Raw genomic sequence first — 17,290 nt, 5'->3', positions numbered from 1 at the left:
CTGCCCGCTCCTCGTGGACGCATACATCGAGCGATCCTGACCTGGCCTCTTGCGCGTGCGGGCGCGCTCACACCGGGATCCCCCCGGCATCCGGACCACAGCGGAAGTTACACCGTCTGCACCGGCTTTTCCGAGCATTACGCCATATCGCGGTCATATCGACACTCTTTCCGCATGTCACCGCCCCGACATGACGCTCGATCGCCACTCCCGGCGCCGGCTCCTGTGGCATGATGAGGACGCGACAGTGGAAACGGTTTTCATAATCGTGATCAGGAGGGACAAACCGTGAGAGTGGCCTTCGTCGGCAAGGGCGGCAGTGGCAAGACCACGCTGTCGGCGCTGTTCGCGAGATACGTGGCGAGCCGGGGAGCCCCGGTGGTCGCCGTCGACGCCGACATCAACCAGCACCTGGCGCTGGTGCTGGGCCTCGACCGGCCGCCCGAGCCACTGGGCGCCCACCTCGGCGAGATCAAGGATCTGCTGCGCGGCGACAACCCGCGCATCCCGTCGGCCGACGCCATGGTCAAGACCACCCCGCCCGGCCGCGGCTCCCGGCTCCTGCGCTTCCGCGAGCTCGCCGCCTACGAGCACGCGGTCACCACCTCCGAGGGCATCAGGCTCATGGCCACCGGCCCGTTCGAGGAGGACGACCTGGGCGTCGCCTGCTACCACTCCAAGGTCGGCGCGGTGGAGCTGCTGCTCAACCACCTGGTCGACGGTCCCGGCGAGTACGTGGTGGTCGACATGACGGCCGGTTCCGACTCGTTCGCCTCCGGCCTGTTCACCCGCTTCGACCTGACCTTCCTGGTCGCCGAGCCGACCCGCCAGGGCGTGGGCGTCTACCGGCAGTACCGCGACTACGCCGCCGACTACGGCGTGGCCCTGGCCGTCGTCGGCAACAAGGTGCACGGCCCGTCCGACGTCGACTTCCTGCGCGAGCACGTCGGCTCCGGCCTGCTCACCTGGATGGAACACTCCGGGGCCGTGCGCGCGATGGAGCAGGGCCGCGCGTTCGCCCTCGACGACCTGGAGCCGGCCAACTCCGACGCGCTCGCCGTGCTGCTCAAGCACCTCGACGAGCAGGAGAAGGACTGGGCGCGGTTCGGCAGGCAGGCGGCCGAGTTCCACCTGCGCAACGCCAGAGCGTGGGCCAACGCCAAGACCGGCGTCGACCTCACCGGTCAGATCGACCCCGGCTTCGTCTACGGGCCCTGACCACACGACTGTCCCCCTCCAGCCATCTGGAGCGTTTCCAGATGCTCACCTAGCGTCAAAAGGCGATGTTCTTCTGAAAGGAGACAGCATGTCGCTGACCGTTCCGAACGATCTGCTCGACCGGGCCCGTGCGGGCAACGTCGACGACGCGGCCTTCGTGGCCTGCGTGCGCGACTCCCTGCCCTACGCCTGGTCGGTGATCAGCGAGCTGGTCGAGCAGCGAGACAAGACCGGAGCCGAGTTCGCCGACAACCAGGTGCCGCCGCCGGACGAGCAGGCGCGCGGGGAGCTCCTGCGCTGCCTGGCCAGCGATGCCATGCGCGGTGCCCTGGAGCGTCACTTCGGCGTTCGGCTCGCCTTCCAGAACTGCCACCGGGTGGCCGTGTTCGCGCCGTCCGCCGGCGAGGCGCTGCGCGAGTTCGTCACGCCCCGCGCGCAGATCCTCAACCAGAAGCCGGAGCTCGTCGACTGCTAGCTCCGCGCGCCTCCGGTGGGCGACCCGCCTACCGGAGGCGCGGCAGCACCTCCGCGCCCAGCCGCCGGACGTTCTCCACCACCCGCTCCCGGTCTCCCGCGCCCTCCACCATGAGCAGGAACCTCTCGACGCCGGTCGCCTCGGCCGTGCGGGTCAGCCGTTCCACGCAGAGCTCCGGTGAACCGACCGGGTGGATGCGGGTGAGAAGGTCCACGTACGCGCCGACGTCCCTGGGCGGGCGCGGCCGGCCGTCCACCGGCACGTAACCGGCGAGCCCCGGCTCCAGCCAGGCGGGCATCGCCCGCTTCAGCTCCCCGACCGCCTCCGGCGTGCTGTCGGCGACGTGCGCCACCGCCGCCGCCACGTGCCCCGGGCCCGCCGCGGCGTGGCCCGTCCCCTCGGCTCGCCGAGCGTAGTCGCCGACCATGGCGGCCTTCTCCGCGTCCCCGACGTGCATGCCGAGCAGCATCGGCAGGCCCCGGTCGGCCGCCAGCGCGGCCGTCGCCCCGGACGTGCAGGCCACGACGGGCCGCATCCGGGCCGCGGGCACCAGGTTCACCTCACGGAAGGCGAAGAACTCGCCGCCGGCTTTCACCGGCCCGCCCGACAGCGCGGCGGTGAGCAGGTCCAGCGCCTCGGGGAAGCCGCGCTCGAACCGCGCCGGCCCGGTGCCGAACACCTCCAGGTCCACCCACGGCCCGCCCCTGCCGACGCCCAGCGTGAACCGGCCGCCCGACAGGTGGTGGAGCATCGCCGCCTGCTCGGCCAGCGCGATCGGGTGCTGCGTGGACAGCACGCTCACCGCGGTGCCGAGGCCGATGCGCGAGGTCCTGCCGGTCGCCACCGCCGCCAGCGTGGTGGGCGACGGGCAGACGCCGTAGGACATGAAGTGGTGTTCGGCGATCCACGCCTCGTCGAACCCGGCCCGCTCCGCGGCCACGATCAGGTCGACGGTGTCGGCCAGGACCTGCCCTGGCTCGCGGCCGGGGAAGCCGGCCGCGATGAGGAAGATGCCGATGCGCACCTCTCCGATGATGTCAGCCGAAGAGGCTGACCTGCCCCTCCCCCACGGCTGGATCCCGGTGTCGCTTCAGGTGCCGCCACGCGGGCAGGTCGTCGAGGTACGACCAGGAAAGCCGGTGATGCGGTGTCGGCCCGAGCCTGGCCAGCGCCTCCTGGTGGAGCGGCGACGGGTAGCCGGCGCTCTCCGCGAACCCGTACTCCGCGAACCCGATCGCCGCCATGTGGGCGTCCCTGCGGACCTTGGCCAGCACCGACGCGGCGGCCACCGACACGCTGGCCGCGTCGCCCCTGACCTCCAGCCGCACCCGCCAGGGCGGGCCGATGTAGTCGTGCTTGCCGTCGAGGATCACCGCGTCGGGCCTGACCGGCAGCGCCTCCAGCGCCCGCCTGGCCGCCCTGCGCAGCGCCTCGGTCATGCCCAGCTCGTCGATCTCCAGGTGGGACGCCTCGCCGAAGCCGACGCCCGCCGCCCACGGCTCCAGCTCGGCCGCCACCGCCTCGCGCCTGGCCGCGGTGAGCCGCTTGGAGTCGGTCAGCGCGGCCGGCGGCTCCCCGTCGCCCGCGACCACGGCGCAGACGGTGACCGGGCCCGCCCAGGCGCCCCGGCCCACCTCGTCCACGCCCGCGACCGTGCGGATGCTCGGCTGGGACAGCAGCAGGTGCTCGATGTCGTACGAGGGCGGCATGGCCCCAGAGGCTACCGGGCCGCGAGCTGTACGGCGGCGAGGTCGGCGGCGATGAGCCGGGCCGCGACGTGGATCGCGCGCAGCGTGACCGAGACCGAGGGCCGGTTCACGCTGGAGGCGCGGGCGACGGCGAGCACCTCGCGGGCCACCGGGTTGCCGGGGAAGTCGCGCACCGACAGCCCGCGCACCCCGGCGGCCAGCGCCAGCGCGGGCACGGCGGCGATGCCGATGCCCTTGGCCACCAGCGACAGGATCGTGCCGAGGCCCTCGAACTCCCACGGGACCGGCTTGGTGCCGCCCACGTCCATCAGCAGCCGGTCCATCGCCAGCCTGGACGGCTCGCCGTCGGGGGTGGCCATCCACGGCTCGTCGCGCAGTTCGCGCAGGTCGAGCGGCACTTCCGGGTCGGCGAGCCGGTGCTTGCGCGGCACCACGAGCACGAGCGGGTCGGACAGCAGCGGGAAGACGCGCAGGTTGTCGCTGTCGGCGGCTCGCCCGTACCAGTCGTCGACCAGGGCGATGTCCACCTCACCCGATTGCACCTCGCGCATTCCCCGTCCGGACCGGCTCTGCCGCAGGCGGAGCGTGAGTTCGGTGTGGCGGCGGAGGGAGCGGGCGAGCGCCGGGGCGAATGCCACCGCCGCTGTGGGGAAGGCGGTGACCACGACGCGCCCGGCGGGACTCCCCGCGTGGGCCGACAGGTCTGATTCCGCCTCTTCGACCATGGAAAGGATGCGTTCCGCGTGGGCCACGAGCCGCCGTCCGGCGTCGGTGAGTTCAGCGCTTCTGGCCGTCCGGTCGATGAGGGCGGTGCCCGCCTCGCGTTCCAGCGCCGCCAGCTGCTGGGAGACCGCGGAGGGGCTGTAGCCGAGGGATTCGGCGGTCCCGGCGATGCTGCCCCGGCGGGCGAACTCGCAGATCAACATCAAACGCCGCAGATCAAGCATCAGACTTCCTTATGCCTACCCACAACAAGCCTCGCTTGTACTGATGCCTTCATCCAACCACCCTGGGAACGTGACAAACATGGCTGTGACTCTGTCTGCCACCCTGGCGGCGAACGAGGACATCGAGCGAAGACGACGCGCCGGGGAACGCGTGCTGAACCTGGCCTTCGGTGAGGCCGGTCTGCCCGTCCACCCGGCGCTGCGCGAGCAGCTGGCCGCCGCATCCCATCGCAACGGCTACGGGCCGGTCGCGGGGGCGGCCGGACTCCGCGGCGCGGCAGCGGGCTACTGGACTCGACGGGGGCTCATCACCGACCCCGAGCAGGTCGTCTGCGGGCCCGGCAGCAAGTCGCTGCTGTACGGGCTGCTGCTGGCGATCGGCGGTGACGTCGTCCTGACGATGCCCAGCTGGGTCAGCTACGCGGCGCAGGCCGATCTGGTCGGCTCCAGCCCGATCCTGCTGCCCCCGCCGCCGGGCGAGGGCGGCGTGCCGGATCCCGACCTGGTGGCCGAGGCCGTGCGCGGCGCCCGCGCGCGGGGCAGGACCGTACGCTCCGTGCTGGTGACACTGCCGGACAACCCGACGGGGATGCTCGCGCCGAGGCGGACCATCAGCCGGCTGGTGGAGGTCGCCCGCGAGCTGGACCTCTACGTCATCTCCGACGAGATCTACCGCGACCTGCTGCACGATCCCGGCCAGGAGTACACCTCGCCCGCCGACCTCGCGCCCGAGCGCACGCTGATCACCACCGGGCTCAGCAAGAGCCTGGCGCTGGGCGGCTGGCGGATCGGCGTAGCCAGGCTCCCCGACGGCGCCGACGACCTGCGCGGACGGTTGCTCGCCGTGGCCAGCGAGATCTGGTCAGCGCCGGCCGCGCCGGTGCAGGAGGCCGCCGTCTACGCCTTCACCGATCCGCCCGAGCTGACCGAGCGCATCGCGCGCAGCGGGCGCCTGCACGGCACCGTGGCGCACGCCGTCCGCGACCGGTTCCTGGCGATCGGCGCGTCCGTGCCGGCCCCGCAGGGCGGTTTCTACCTCTACCCCGACCTGGGCCACCTGGGCCTCGGCGGCTCGGCGGAGATCACCCGGCTCCTGCTCGACACGCACGGCATCGGCGTGCTGCCCGGCCACGCGTTCGGCGACGACCCGGCCGCCGCGCGGGTCCGCGTCGCGGTCAGCCTCCTGTACGGGGATACGCACGAGGAGCGCATGGCCGCGCTGGAGAGCTCCGACCCGCTCCGGCTGCCGTGGATCAAGGCCAGCCTGGACCATCTGGCCCTGGGCCTGGCGGAGCTGTCGCTGACGCGCCCCGCCCTGGTCTCCTGACCCCCTTCAGACATGCGGAGGCCCCGCCCTGTCCCCCCAGGGCGGGGCCTCCGACGTCTCGGCTGATATGCGCTCCCGATGCGGCCGCCCCCGCGGGCCACACCGTCCTTGTCTGAAGGGTCGCCCGTGGGGCTCAACGGGGAATCAAAGCCGGATCAACGCGAGAATGAAGGAATGGGTTCCTTTCTAGGTGCCGGCTGAGGTTGGATCTATCATTTGGTACCAATTCGTTCCATTGCTGTGGGGACAGGCGGCATGGCTGGTCAGGGAGTCGAGGGCGGGCTGCGGTTCGCCGTGCTGGGTCCCGTCCGTGCCTGGCGCCACGGGCAGGAGCTCGACCTCGGCACCCCGCTGCAGCGCTCCATCCTCGGCATGCTGCTGCTCAAGGAAGGGCGGGCGGTCACCCCCACCGAGATGATCGACGCCATCTGGGGCGAGGAATCACCGCCGCGCGCGCTGGGCGCGCTGCGCACCTATGTCTCCCGGCTGCGTACGGTGCTGGAACCCGACCGGCCCGCCCGCTCGCGCCCGGAGCTGCTGACCTCCGTCGGCAAGGGCTACGCGCTGCGGCTGGCGGCCGACGCCCTGGACCTGACCAGGTTCGAGCGCGGCATCGCGGCGGCCGAGTCCGCCCGCAAGAGCGGCCGCCCGCGCGAGGCCGCCGAGAAGATGAGGGCCGCGCTCGCGCTGTTCGAGGGCGAGCCGCTGGCCGGAGCCGTCGGCCCGTACGCCGAGCACCAGCGCGACCGCCTCGTCGAGCGGCGGCTCGGCGTGGTCGAGGCGCTCATGGACGTGGACCTGGAGCTGGGCGACCACGCGGCGGTGGTGGCCGAGCTGATCGCGCTCACCGCCGACCACCCGCTGCGCGAGCGGCTGCGCGCCCAGCTGATGCTCGCCTACTACCGGTGCGGACGGCAGGGCGACGCGCTCAACGTGTTCACCGAGACGCGCGAGGCGCTGATCGACGAGCTGGGCGTCGAGCCGGGGCCGGAGCTGACCGCCCTGCACCAGCGCATCCTGGCCGCCGACCCGACCCTGGCCGCCCCGGCCGCGCCCGCCCACGGGGCCGCCGCCGAGGCCGGGCAGGACGCGCCCGAGCCCGACGAGGAGCCGGCGCCCGAACTTCCCAGGCCCGCCCAGCTCCCGGCGGCCGTCAACGACTTCACCGGGCGCAAGGAGGTCGCCGGGCGGCTGCGCTCGCTGCTGTCGGCCCAGTCGTCGGCCGAGGGCGTGCCGGTCGTGGCGATCTGCGGGATAGGCGGGGTGGGCAAGACCACGCTGGCGGTGCACGTGGCGCACGCCACCGGCGACCTGTTCCCCGGCGGCCAGCTCTACGCCGACCTGCGCGGCTACACCGACGAGGCGGCCGACCCCACGTCGGTTCTGGGCTCGTTCCTGCGCGCGCTGGGCATCCCGGCCGACGTGATCCCCGAGAGCCCGGCCGACCGGTCGGCGCTCTACCGGTCGATCCTGGCCGACCGGCGCATCCTCGTGCTGCTCGACAACGCCCGCGACGCCTCGCAGGTCAGCCCGCTGCTGCCGGGCTCACCGGGCTGCGCGGCGATCGTGACCAGCCGGTCCAAGCTCGCCGACCTGCCCTCGGCCAGGCTCGTCGACCTGGACGTGATGGAGCCCGACGAGGCGCTGTCGCTGTTCGCCGCGGTGGCCGGGCCCGAGCGGGTCGCGGCCGAGCACGGCGCCGCCATGGACGTGGTCGCCGCCTGCGGGTTCCTGCCGCTGGCGGTGCGGATCGTCGCGGCCAGGCTGGCCGCCCGCCCGTCGTGGACCGTCGCCTCGCTGGTGCCCCGGCTGGCCGACGAGCAGCGCCGGCTGGACGAGATGCGGGTCGGCAACCTGGCCGTGGAGGCCACGTTCGCGCTCGGCTACGGCCAGCTCGACCAGACGCAGCAGCGCGCCTTCCGGCTGCTGTCGCTGCCCAACGGGCCGGACATCTCGATCGGGGCGGCGGCCGCGTTGCTGTCGATGACCGCGATCGAGGCGGAGGACGTGCTGGAGTCGCTGGTCGACGCGAGCCTGGTGGAAGCGCCCGCGCCCGGCCGCTACCGGTTCCACGACCTGCTCAAGCTGTTCGCCCGGCGGGAGCTGGACAGGGCCGAGCGGCAGCAGGCGCGCACGCTCGCGCTGCGCCGCCTGCTCGGCTTCTACCTGGCCTCGACCCAGTCGGCGCACCGGCTGGCCTACGAGGGCAGCATGATCTCCGACAACCTGGTGGTGGTCGGCAGCGGGCGCACGTTCGGCACCGCCGACGAGGCCGTCGCCTGGCTGATCGTCGAGGGCGACGCGCTGTTCGCCACCATCAACCAGGCCGCCGCCTCCGCCCGCGCGGGCGAGCAGCTGCTGCCCGCCGGCGACCTGCTGGTGGCCATGGAGCCGCTGCTGGAGTCCGGCACCCACACCCGCGAGTTCGACCACGGCACCCGCGCCGTGCTGGCCACCGCGCTCCGGCTCGGCGACCGGGGCAGCGAGCTGCGTGCCCGGTACGTGCTCGGCCGGGTGCTGTTCGCCGGCAACCGGCTGCCGGAGGCCGAGGAGCAGTTCACCCGGGTCCACGAGCTGTCGGCGACCCGCGGGGAGAAGATCGTCACCGGCGAGGTGCTCAACGCGCTGGCCGTCGTGGTGGGCCGGCAGCGCCGCCACACCGAGGCGCTGGCCTGGTTCGAGGCGGCGATGCGCTGGTACCGGGAGAACGGCGTGCCTGCGGGCGAGGCGCTGGTGCTCAGCTACTCGGCCCGCGACCATCTCGGCCTGGGCCGGCCCGAGGACGCCATCGCGGCGGCGGAGAAGGGCCTGGCCATCTTCACCGAGATCGGCAGCGGCGCCGGCACCGCCAGGGCCCGCTACCACCTCGGCATCGTGCTGTCCCGGGTGGGCCGGCTGACCGAGGCCGTCCACCACCACGCCGAGTGCCTGGCCTTCTTCCGGGCCGGCAAGCAGCGGGTGTGGGAGCAGCGGGTGTGCTCGCGGCTGGCCGAGACGTTCATCGCCGCCGAACGCTACGAGGACGCGGTGCGCCACGCCGAGCAGGCGCTGGTCGTCTCCCGCGAGATCGGTCATCCGTACGGGGAAGCGCTGTCGCTCACGGTGCTGGGCCGCGCGCTCAAGGGGCTGGGCAGCGCGGCCAGGAGCGCCGAGTGCCTACGTGGGGCCCTCGCCATCTTCACCCGGCTCGGCGCTCCCGAGGCCGGCGACGTCAGGAGCCTGCTCGACAGCGTCCCCGTCGCCGGGAAGGCCGGCGGGAAGGTCGTCGAGTCCTGAGTACAGCTCGTCGTCCAGACGTGTCATCCACACATGGTTAAACAAGGCTGTCCTTTGGGAGTCACGAACCCCCGTGGTCCGTACAGGTGGATCGGCGGCCCGGCCGGCCGCCTGACCACCGCGCGTCGCTAGGGGGCCCGGTCATCCGGATGCTCCGCGCGGCGGCTAGCCGCCTCACAACGGCGACCGGCCGGACCCGACACGGTCCTCGAACCCCCCAGGGCCGCGTCGTGGTCAGAAGTTTCCACGGCGCCGGTCAACAGCCGATCAACGCCGGATCGCAGCCCTCCGGCGAAGCGGTCAGAGGAGGAAGTAGCCCTCGGCGATGAGGGGGCGGATGGCCTCGGTCTGCGGGGCGCCGCCGTCGCCGACCAGTTCGGCGATGACGTTGAGCAGGGGCCCGAGCGCCAGCTCGCCGTCGCACACGCCGGCCAGCGCCGCCTCGACCGTGCCGACCTCGCGGGTGCGGCGCAGCCCGGTGGTCTGGCGCAGCACGATGCGCATCGGGTCCTCCGCGCCGGGCAGCCCGACGCGCTCGTCCAGCAGGCCGTCGGCGGTGCGCAGCCGGACCGACGGCAGGTCGCGCACGCGGTGGGCGGCCGCGATCGCGTCGAGCACGCCGTCCACGTAGTCGCCGACCGGCAGCGCCACCTGGTGGGTGAGCTGCTCGACGCGGACCACCGGGTCGAGGGTGCCGGAGTTGCGCATGCTGATCCAGCCGAAGCCGACCGCCTCGACCTTGTGCTCCTCGAACCAGGCCAGCCACCGGTCGTAGCGCTCGGTGTAACCGGGGGTGCCCTGCTCGGCGGCGTCGCGCAGCCACAGCTCGACGTACTCGGCCGGGTCCTGCACGTCGCGCTGCACCACCCAGGCGTCGCAGCCGCCCTCGCGCAGCCAGCCGCCCACCCGCTCGCGCCAGTCTTCCCCCTCCACGTGCAGCCAGCTGGCCAGGAAGTGGGCCTGGCCGCCGGGGCTGAGATGGCGCGGCGTCTCCCGTACGAGATCGCGGCAGAACGCGTCGCCGCCGGCGCCGGTCTCGCGGTAGGTCAGCGTGCCGCCCGGAGAGATCACGAACGGCGGGTTGGCCACGATCAGGTCGTAGTGCTCGTCCGCGACCGGCTCGAACAGCGAGCCGACGCGGGCGTCCACGCCGGACACGCCCGAGAGCCGCCAGCTGAGCCGGGCCAGCTCGATCGCCCGCGGGTTGACGTCGGTGGCCGTCACGTGAGAGGCCCGGCCGTCGAGCGACACCACCTGCACGCCGCAGCCGGTGCCGAGGTCGAGCGCCCGGTCGGCGGGGCGGCGGGTGACGAGCTGGGCGAGGTTGGCGGACGCGCCGCCCGCGCCGACCACGTGGTCGGGGCGGAGCGCCGGGTCGCCGGGGCGCACCTTGCGGTCGGAGACCACGTAGCCGTCGCTCTCCCAGGGCTGCAGGTGCACGTCGGCGCGGACCGTGTCGCCGTCGGCACTGACCAGCCCGGACTCCAGGACCACCGCCGGCAGGCTCGCGGCCTCGACGGGAACGCCGAGCCACCAGAGCCGGATCAGCGCGCCGAGCGGGTCGCCGTCGGCGGTGGCGCGCAGGGCCGGGACCAGCTCTTCGCGGGCGAGCGCGGAGGCCGCGACGTCGCCCAGCCGGTCGCGCACGCCGTCCACTGTGTAACCGGTCTCCAGGAGATGATCGCGCAGTCGTTCCACGACACCATCCTTTCACCGTGAACCAACACGCATGATCCGATACTGTCAGTGATCATACTGTTACGAGATACCGCAGCATTCTCCAAGCGAGGCACAAGTGTGGCGGGGTATCTCTTGGATGCTCTCCCCCGCCGTTCGAAGAGGAGCGGATCCCGTGCTCATCCCCTGTCTGGCCTGCGAGGCGCGTTTCGTGCCCGACGACTACTTCGCCGCCTGCTCCGACTACAACCGCGGCCTGGACCTGGTGTCGTGGACGTGCCCGCACTGCGGCAACCGCGACGACCTCCGGGTGCTGCCCGGCGAGCTCGGGTTCGGCTACTCGCGCGGCGGGCGCTTCGACGTCCAGGACCGCGTGCGCGTGCCGGGGCTGCGCCGGCAGCGGGGAGAGCTGCGGTTGGACATCTCGCTCGACGCGGCGAGCTGGAGGGTGCGGACGCGGGTGCGGCAGCCCGCCTGACCGCTAGTCCTCGTCGCGCTGGCGCAGGCTGTGCCAGGCGGCCTCGGCCAGGCCCTTGACCTCTTCGTCGGTCGGGGTGTGCGCGCCGGCGAACCACAGCCGGCAGATCTCCTGCGCCGGCCCGAGCCACAGCACGTAGCACATGGTCGGGGAGACGGGCTGGAGCATGCCGTTCCTCATGTGCGGCCGCCACCAGTCGGACACCTGGCGGAAGAACTCGCGCCGGGCCTCGGCCACCTCGGCGCCGCCCGGCTCCTGCTTGCGCGGCGGGCGCTCGCTGACGAGCAGCCTCGCCCGCTCGGGGTGCTCGCCCGACCAGCGCATGTGGAAGGCGACCACGGCCTCCACACCGTCGCGGGCGTCGTCGTGGCGCCTCAGCTCGGCGACGAACTCCTGCTGGTAGGCCCGGAGCGTCTCGGCGTAGAGCACGCCGAAGACGTGCTCCTTGCTCGCGAAGTGGTGGTAGAAGCTGCCTACGCTCACACCACTCTCGTCACGGAGGCTGGCCAGGGTGGTGGCCGACACCCCATCCTGGCTGAATCGGCGGAGGGCCCCCTCGATGATCCGGGTCCGGCCGTCGCGTCCGTTCTTGGCACTCTTCACACTGTCAATGGTGAGCCACCAGAACCTTGTTCCGCAAATATCTGGGCCTCTCGGATCATAGCGGTCACCTCCACCGATCCGGCGGATACTTTCATCTGCGCGCCCGGCCAGATCCTGCGGATCATGCCCAGCACCTTGCGGTTGTCACCGAGCACGTCCATGCCGACGGTGCTGGCCCCGCGCACGGTCGCCCTGGCCAGCAGCGTGTCGATCAGCGCGGGGCCGAGCCCGAACCCCTGCCACTGGTCGGCCACCACCACCGCGATCTCCACGTCGGTCTGGCCGCCCCGGTAGCTCATGGCGTGGCCGACGATCTCTCCCTCCAGCACGGCGACGAGCGCGTCCCTGGTCTCGTTCACCTCGATGAGCGCGCACACCAGACTCGCCGCCGGACGGCTGACGCCGGCGAAGAAGCGCAGGGTCTGCGTGTGCAGGGATAGGCCCGTCAGGAAGCGCCGGACGCGCTCGGCGTCGTCGCTCACGGCCGGACGGATCAGCACGCCGCACGGAGGTTCCCCCTGAGTTCCAGACATGAACTCAGCTTGCTTCAGCAGACCTGAGTCTGTCAATTGAACTCAGGTAGAATGTGCGGCATGAACGTGCCTTTCCGGGTGAACAACTGCTCGATCGAGAGCACCCTGGACGTCGTCGGGGAGAAATGGACCTTCCTCGTGCTGCGTGAGGCGTTCAGCGGCGTGAGACGGTTCGCCGACATGCAGTCCAACACCGGCGCGCCGCGCCAGGTGCTCAGCGCCCGGCTGACGCGCCTGGTCGACGAAGGGCTGCTGCGCAAGGTCCCCTACCGCGAGCCGGGCCAGCGGCAACGCGACGAGTACCGGCTGACCGAGAAGGGGCGCGACCTCTATCCGCTGCTGGTCGCGCTCATGCACTGGGGCGACAAGTACCTCACGGGCGAGGAGGGGCCGCCCGTGCTGCTCTCCCACCGCGACTGCGGCGCCCTCGTCGAGCAGCACTTCCGGTGCGCCGAAGGCCACGAGGTGGCCGGCCCGAGCGAGGTCACCCCGCTGCCGGGAGCTGCGCGGAAGACCGCCTGAGCCGCGTGCGGGACCACCCGCCGCGGTGCCTACCCTTGAAGCGTGTACCGGTTCCTGCTCACACCCCGGTGGATCGCGCTCCACGTCGTCGTGCTGCTCGTGATCCCCGCCTTCGTGCTGCTGGGGCAGTGGCAGTTCGGGCGCTTCGAGGAACGCTCGGCCAACAGCGACCTGGTCACCCGCAACATCGAGAGCGCCCCGGTGCCCCTGGAGACCCTCGTCCAGCCGGGCCGGCCGGCCAAGGAGTCCGACCGGTTCAAGAACGTCACGGTCACCGGCACGTACGACCCCCAGCAGGAGCTCGTCGTGCGCCGGCGGCCGCAGGGCGGGCGGCCGGGCTACTACGTGCTCACTCCCCTGTCCATCGGCGGCGGCCACGCCGTTCTGGTCAACCGGGGCTGGGTCAAGGCGGGCGCCACCGCCGACGAGTATCCCGCGGTGCCGCCGCCGCCCACGGGTGAGGTAACTGTCACCGGGAGGCTACGCCCGAGCGAGACCGAGGCCGGCAGCGGCATCAGAGAGCGGTCCGGGCTGCCGCCCCGGCAGGTGCTGCTCATCAACCCGGCCTCGATCGGCCGGTCCCTGCCGTATCCCCTGCTCGACGGGTACGTCGAGCTGACCGGGCAGGAGCCCGCGGGCGCCGCCGCCCCCGAGCCGGTGACCGAGCCCGACGTGGGCGCGGGCGGCGGGCTCAACCTCGCCTACGGCGTGCAGTGGTGGCTCTTCATCGGCATCGCGATCGGCGGCTGGGTCCTGCTCATCAGGCGCGAGGTGGCTGACAGGAAGGCGCAGGAGTCCGTACCCGAGCCGGAGGAAGTCCGCGCCGATTAAGGTGTTGGACGTGATCCGGCACATCAAATTCGCCAACATCCACAATTTTCGTGACGTTGGCGGATATGCCACCGCCGACGGCCGGTCCGTCCGCTGGCAGCGCCTCTACCGCGCCGACTCCCTCGGCTGGCTGGCCGGCGAGGACCTCGACACGTTCCGGGCGCTGCGCGTGCGCACCGTCATCGACCTGCGCAACCCCTTCGAGGCGGAGAAGTACGGCCGGGTCCCCGAGGAGCACGGGCTGGCCTACCACAACCTGCCCATCGAGGGCCGCCGCTGGGACTTCGCCCTCTACGAAGAGGACCGGGGCGTCGCCCGCTACCTGGCGGACCGCTACCTGGAGGTGACCGAGGACGGGGTCGCCAACCTGCGCACCGCCATGGAGACGATCTGCCGCGCCGACAGCGCGCCCGTCGTCGTCCACTGCGCCGCGGGCAAGGACCGCACCGGCCTCCTCCTGGCGATCGTGCTGTCCCTCCTGGGCGTCGCCGAGGACGACATCGTCACCGACTACGCCCTGACCGGCCTGGCCACCGACCGCTTCATCGCCGACTGGACGGCCCGCCACCCGGACGGAACACTCTGGCCCGGCTTCGGCCTGGCCCCGGCGGAAGCCATGCGCCTGTTCCTCACCGACTTACGCGCCCGCCACAACTCCATAGAGTCATACGCGACGAAAACCCTCCACCTCACCCCCGACGCCCTCACCGAACTCCGCCAACACCTCCTCACCAACTGACGGGCAGTGCCGGTGCCTGGACTGAGGAGGGAGGGAGCCCCGCGAGGAGCGCCGGTGTCTGGACTGAGGAGGGAGGGAGCGAAGCGACCGAGCGACGAGGGAAGACGCCGGGTCTGAGCGACGAGCCGCGATCCGCAGGATCGCCATAAGCACAGCGACTGAGCGACGAGGGAAGACGCCGGGTCTGAGCGACGAGCCGCGATCCGCAGGATCGCCATAAGCACAGCGACTGAGCGACGAGGGAAGGCGCCGGGTCTGAGCGACGAGCCGGCGATCCGAAGGATCGCCAATCAAACACAGCAGATCGCAATTAGAGACCTCGCAGCTTGTTCCACGTTATCCAGCCGTCGTACGGTTACCTGCGTGACTACGCCGCTGCTTCCCGACCCAGAGCCGAGGCGGCGCGACTACGTGATCATTTCCGCCGACGATCATCTGATCGAGCCCCCCGACCTTTTCGAGGACCGGGTGCCGGAGAAATTCGCCGACGTCGCGCCGAAGGTGGTGGAGACCGAGGCCGGTCACCAGGTGTGGCGCTATGGAGGCGCCACCTATCCCTGCGCGGGGCTCGACGTCGGCGCCGGCCTGCCGCGCGAGCAGTGGACGCTCGACCCGGTCAGGTTCGAGAACATGCGCCCCGGCTGCTACGACATCGAGGCCCGCGTCAAGGACATGGACACCGCGGGCGTGTGGGCCGCGCTCTGCTTCCCCGGCATGGTGGCGGGCCAGTCCGGCATGGCCTTCGCCAGGACCCGTGACCAGGAGCTCGGCCTGGCCCTGGTCAAGGCCTACAACGACTGGCACATCGACGTCTGGGCCGGCACCTTCCCCGAGCGCATCATCGGCCTGCAGCTGCCCTGGCTCCCCGACCCCGACGTGGCCGCCAAGGAGATCAGGGCCAACGCGGCGCGCGGTTTCAAGGCCGTGGTGTTCCCCGAGTTCCCGACGCGGCTGCGGCTGCCGTCCATCCACAGCGGCCACTGGGATCCGTTCTTCGCGGCCTGCGAGGAGACCGGCACCGTGGTCGCCCTCCACACCGGCGCGTCGAGCTGGTCGCCGGTGCCGTCGCCCGACACGCCGATCGAGGCGATCACCACGCTGATGCCGACCGGCGCGATGTTCGCGTGCGCCGACTGGCTGTGGTCCGGGCTGCCGCTGCGCTTCCCCAACCTGCGGATCCTCATCGTGGAGGGCGGGGTGGGCTGGCTGCCGATGCTGGCCGATCGGGCCGACTACGCGCTCGACCACCCGGTGACGGGCGGCGAGACGTCGTGGGAGGGCGGGCTGAAGCCCAGCGAGGTGCTGCGCCGCAACTTCTTCTTCGGCACGCTCAACGACCACGCGCTCTCGGGGGTGCGGCTCGCGGTCGGCCTCGACCACGTGCTGCAGGAGAGCGGCTACCCGCACTCCGACTCGACGTGGCCCGACACGCAGAAGGCTGTGGCGCGCAACCTCGGCCCGCTGCCGCCGGCCGACATCGCCAGGGTCGCGTACGGGAACGCGGCGCGGTTGTTCGGCCACCCGCTCCCGTCACGCGCCTGGCTGCGCATGGAGGAGATCTAGCCTTCCTGCGGCCGGGCCTCCACGTGCCCGGTGACGACCTTGCGCTGCTCCCAGTCGACGTAGCGGCCGCTCTCCCCGAGCAGCGACGCCATCAGCCACAGGAACACCCCGAAGTCGTCGGCGACCCCGATCAGGACGAGGAAGTCGGGCACCAGATCGATGGGCGAGATCATGTAGACCACGCCCATCGCCATGAGCCCCAGCTTGCCCTTGCCGAGCCCGTCGTACCGGCCGCGCATCACGTCGCCGATCATGCGCGGGATCGCCCGCACTCTCGTCATGAAGGACGGGGAGCCCGGCTTGCTCACTTCGCGGTACGTCCGATAGACCGCGGCGGCGCGTGCTGGTTTCGGCTTCATGTGATCCCCTTACCCCGGTTTCACGACATAACGTGTTACCCACGGGGATTGGTTCCTAACGATCAGGCTTTCGGCGCGAGGTCCCGGACGGCCTGGGCGATCGGGGTCTCGCCGGGGATGGGCGCCAGCACAGGCGTGTCCAGGCCGTTGTCCACGTACTCCTGGATCCTGGCCCGGCAGGTGGCCGCGTCGCCGTGCACGATGAGCGCGTCGACGACCTCGTCCGGGATGGCCTGGAGCGCGGCCTTGCGGTCGCCGGCGGCCCACGCCTCGTGCAGCGGGCGCAGCTGCTCGCCGCGGCCCAGCCAGTCGTGGAAGGCCGCGTAGGCGGGCACCGTGAGGTAGCTGGCCAGCATCCAGCGCCCGCGCTCGCGTACCGCGTCCGCGTCCTCGCTGACGCAGACGAACAGGCGGGCGATCAGCTCGGTCTCCGGCCGGACCTCCGCGCGGACCTTGCGCACGTCGTCGGGCGAGAGCCAGTTCGTGATCGCGCCGTCGGCCTCCTCGGCGGCCAGCCGGAGCATCCGGGGCCGGAGGGCGGCGAGCACGATCTTCGGCGCGACCTTCGGCGCCCGCTCCAGCTTGAACCCCTTGACCGCGAATGTCTCGTACGTCTCCGACACCTTTTCGCCGGCCAGGGCGGCCCGCAGGAAGCGCAGGGTGTCGCGGGTGCGCGCGTACGGCTTGGTGAACTCCATCGCGTTCCAGCGCTCCACGATGGCCGGCGAGGACGAGCCGATGCCCAGCACGAACCGCTCCGGCGCCAGGTCGGCCAGCGTCGCGGCGGACATCGCCAGCAGGCCGGGGCCGCGCGTGGAGACCGGCACGATCGCGCTGCCGAGCCGCGTTCCCGGGGCCCACTGCGAGGCCAGGGCCAGGGGCGTGAACCCGTCGGCGCCGTTCACCTCCGCGGACCACAGATCGGTGTAACCGAGCGACGGCAGCTCCTCGATCAGCTCCTTCGACGCGGCGAGCGAACGGTCGTAGAAGGGGATGGTCATGCCCCAGTTCTGCGTCATGCACCGCACCATAC

The 17,290-nt window shown here is 72.0% G+C and carries 17 protein-coding genes; 9 read left to right on the top strand and 8 right to left on the bottom strand.

The window, feature by feature from the left end:
- Positions 1 to 288: 288 nt before the first annotated feature.
- Positions 289 to 1,218, top strand: coding sequence for an ATP-binding protein (locus ACIBF7_RS05450; RefSeq protein ID WP_397196504.1), 930 nt, complete (start codon positions 289 to 291; stop codon positions 1,216 to 1,218).
- An 88-nt stretch (positions 1,219 to 1,306) separates the two neighbouring features.
- Complete coding sequence (locus tag ACIBF7_RS05445) at positions 1,307 to 1,693, top strand: SCO5389 family protein (protein WP_397196503.1); 387 nt, start codon at positions 1,307 to 1,309, stop codon at positions 1,691 to 1,693.
- A gap of 28 nt (positions 1,694 to 1,721) precedes the next feature.
- Here ACIBF7_RS05445 and ACIBF7_RS05440 read toward each other — a convergent pair whose 3' ends face one another.
- The 3 genes from ACIBF7_RS05440 to ACIBF7_RS05430 are packed head-to-tail and all read right to left on the bottom strand — an operon-like array spanning position 1,722 to position 4,349.
- Entirely contained in the window at positions 1,722 to 2,717 is a 996-nt protein-coding gene (locus ACIBF7_RS05440) for an LLM class flavin-dependent oxidoreductase (RefSeq protein WP_397196502.1), read from the bottom strand.
- Between the two features lie 13 nt (positions 2,718 to 2,730).
- Positions 2,731 to 3,402 carry a ribonuclease HII gene (locus tag ACIBF7_RS05435; RefSeq protein ID WP_219549870.1) on the bottom strand — a complete coding sequence of 224 codons (672 nt, stop codon included), beginning with the start codon at positions 3,400 to 3,402 and terminating at the stop codon, positions 2,731 to 2,733.
- Between the two features lie 11 nt (positions 3,403 to 3,413).
- Positions 3,414 to 4,349 (bottom strand): LysR family transcriptional regulator, encoded by a 936-nt coding sequence (locus tag ACIBF7_RS05430; RefSeq protein WP_148036014.1) that lies wholly within the window; start codon positions 4,347 to 4,349, stop codon positions 3,414 to 3,416.
- Between the two features lie 79 nt (positions 4,350 to 4,428).
- Between ACIBF7_RS05430 and ACIBF7_RS05425 the strand changes: the two genes are divergently transcribed.
- Positions 4,429 to 5,676 carry a pyridoxal phosphate-dependent aminotransferase gene (locus ACIBF7_RS05425; protein WP_271277305.1) on the top strand — a complete coding sequence of 416 codons (1,248 nt, stop codon included), beginning with the start codon at positions 4,429 to 4,431 and terminating at the stop codon, positions 5,674 to 5,676.
- A 255-nt stretch (positions 5,677 to 5,931) separates the two neighbouring features.
- Positions 5,932 to 8,952 carry an AfsR/SARP family transcriptional regulator gene (locus ACIBF7_RS05420; RefSeq protein WP_271277306.1) on the top strand — a complete coding sequence of 1,007 codons (3,021 nt, stop codon included), beginning with the start codon at positions 5,932 to 5,934 and terminating at the stop codon, positions 8,950 to 8,952.
- Positions 8,953 to 9,252: 300 nt separating this feature from the next.
- Here ACIBF7_RS05420 and ACIBF7_RS05415 read toward each other — a convergent pair whose 3' ends face one another.
- A complete protein-coding gene (locus ACIBF7_RS05415; RefSeq protein WP_219549862.1) occupies positions 9,253 to 10,650 on the bottom strand; it encodes a class I SAM-dependent methyltransferase in 1,398 nt (465 codons plus the stop codon).
- 154 nt (positions 10,651 to 10,804) lie between these two features.
- Between ACIBF7_RS05415 and ACIBF7_RS05410 the strand changes: the two genes are divergently transcribed.
- Positions 10,805 to 11,107: a hypothetical protein gene (locus ACIBF7_RS05410; RefSeq protein ID WP_261808992.1), complete on the top strand. Its 303-nt coding sequence runs from the start codon at positions 10,805 to 10,807 to the stop codon at positions 11,105 to 11,107.
- Positions 11,108 to 11,110: 3 nt separating this feature from the next.
- Here ACIBF7_RS05410 and ACIBF7_RS05405 read toward each other — a convergent pair whose 3' ends face one another.
- Complete coding sequence (locus ACIBF7_RS05405; protein WP_271277308.1) at positions 11,111 to 11,710, bottom strand: TetR/AcrR family transcriptional regulator; 600 nt, start codon at positions 11,708 to 11,710, stop codon at positions 11,111 to 11,113.
- Positions 11,707 to 12,243 (bottom strand): GNAT family N-acetyltransferase, encoded by a 537-nt coding sequence (locus ACIBF7_RS05400; protein ID WP_271277309.1) that lies wholly within the window; start codon positions 12,241 to 12,243, stop codon positions 11,707 to 11,709. Before ACIBF7_RS05400 ends, ACIBF7_RS05405 begins: the two co-directional genes overlap by 4 nt.
- 60 nt (positions 12,244 to 12,303) lie before the next feature.
- On the opposite strand from ACIBF7_RS05400, the gene ACIBF7_RS05395 reads away from it, so the two are divergent.
- The 4 genes from ACIBF7_RS05395 (at position 12,304) to ACIBF7_RS05380 (ending at position 15,898) form a co-directional block, all read left to right on the top strand.
- Positions 12,304 to 12,765, top strand: coding sequence for a helix-turn-helix domain-containing protein (locus ACIBF7_RS05395; protein WP_364233838.1), 462 nt, complete (start codon positions 12,304 to 12,306; stop codon positions 12,763 to 12,765).
- A 42-nt stretch (positions 12,766 to 12,807) separates the two neighbouring features.
- Positions 12,808 to 13,596 (top strand): SURF1 family protein, encoded by a 789-nt coding sequence (locus ACIBF7_RS05390; protein ID WP_148036007.1) that lies wholly within the window; start codon positions 12,808 to 12,810, stop codon positions 13,594 to 13,596.
- Between the two features lie 10 nt (positions 13,597 to 13,606).
- Entirely contained in the window at positions 13,607 to 14,335 is a 729-nt protein-coding gene (locus ACIBF7_RS05385) for a tyrosine-protein phosphatase (RefSeq protein WP_364233842.1), read from the top strand.
- A 363-nt stretch (positions 14,336 to 14,698) separates the two neighbouring features.
- Positions 14,699 to 15,898 carry an amidohydrolase family protein gene (locus ACIBF7_RS05380; RefSeq protein ID WP_148036005.1) on the top strand — a complete coding sequence of 400 codons (1,200 nt, stop codon included), beginning with the start codon at positions 14,699 to 14,701 and terminating at the stop codon, positions 15,896 to 15,898.
- On the opposite strand, the gene ACIBF7_RS05375 is transcribed toward ACIBF7_RS05380, so the two are convergent.
- Both ACIBF7_RS05375 and ACIBF7_RS05370 read right to left on the bottom strand, forming a co-directional pair.
- Positions 15,895 to 16,257 (bottom strand): YkvA family protein, encoded by a 363-nt coding sequence (locus ACIBF7_RS05375; RefSeq protein WP_397196501.1) that lies wholly within the window; start codon positions 16,255 to 16,257, stop codon positions 15,895 to 15,897. The two genes, ACIBF7_RS05380 and ACIBF7_RS05375, sit on opposite strands and share 4 nt — an antisense overlap.
- A gap of 62 nt (positions 16,258 to 16,319) precedes the next feature.
- A complete protein-coding gene (locus ACIBF7_RS05370) occupies positions 16,320 to 17,276 on the bottom strand; it encodes an LLM class F420-dependent oxidoreductase (protein ID WP_148036003.1) in 957 nt (318 codons plus the stop codon).
- Between the last annotated feature and the right edge of the window lie 14 nt (positions 17,277 to 17,290).

Origin of the sequence: Nonomuraea sp. NPDC050478 (assembly GCF_044458265.1) — a bacterium.
In the GTDB taxonomy this organism is placed as follows: Bacteria; Actinomycetota; Actinomycetes; order Streptosporangiales; family Streptosporangiaceae; genus Nonomuraea; species Nonomuraea ferruginea.
Note: the sequence above shows the minus strand (reverse complement) of the source record. Positions and strands in the feature narration are given on the sequence as shown.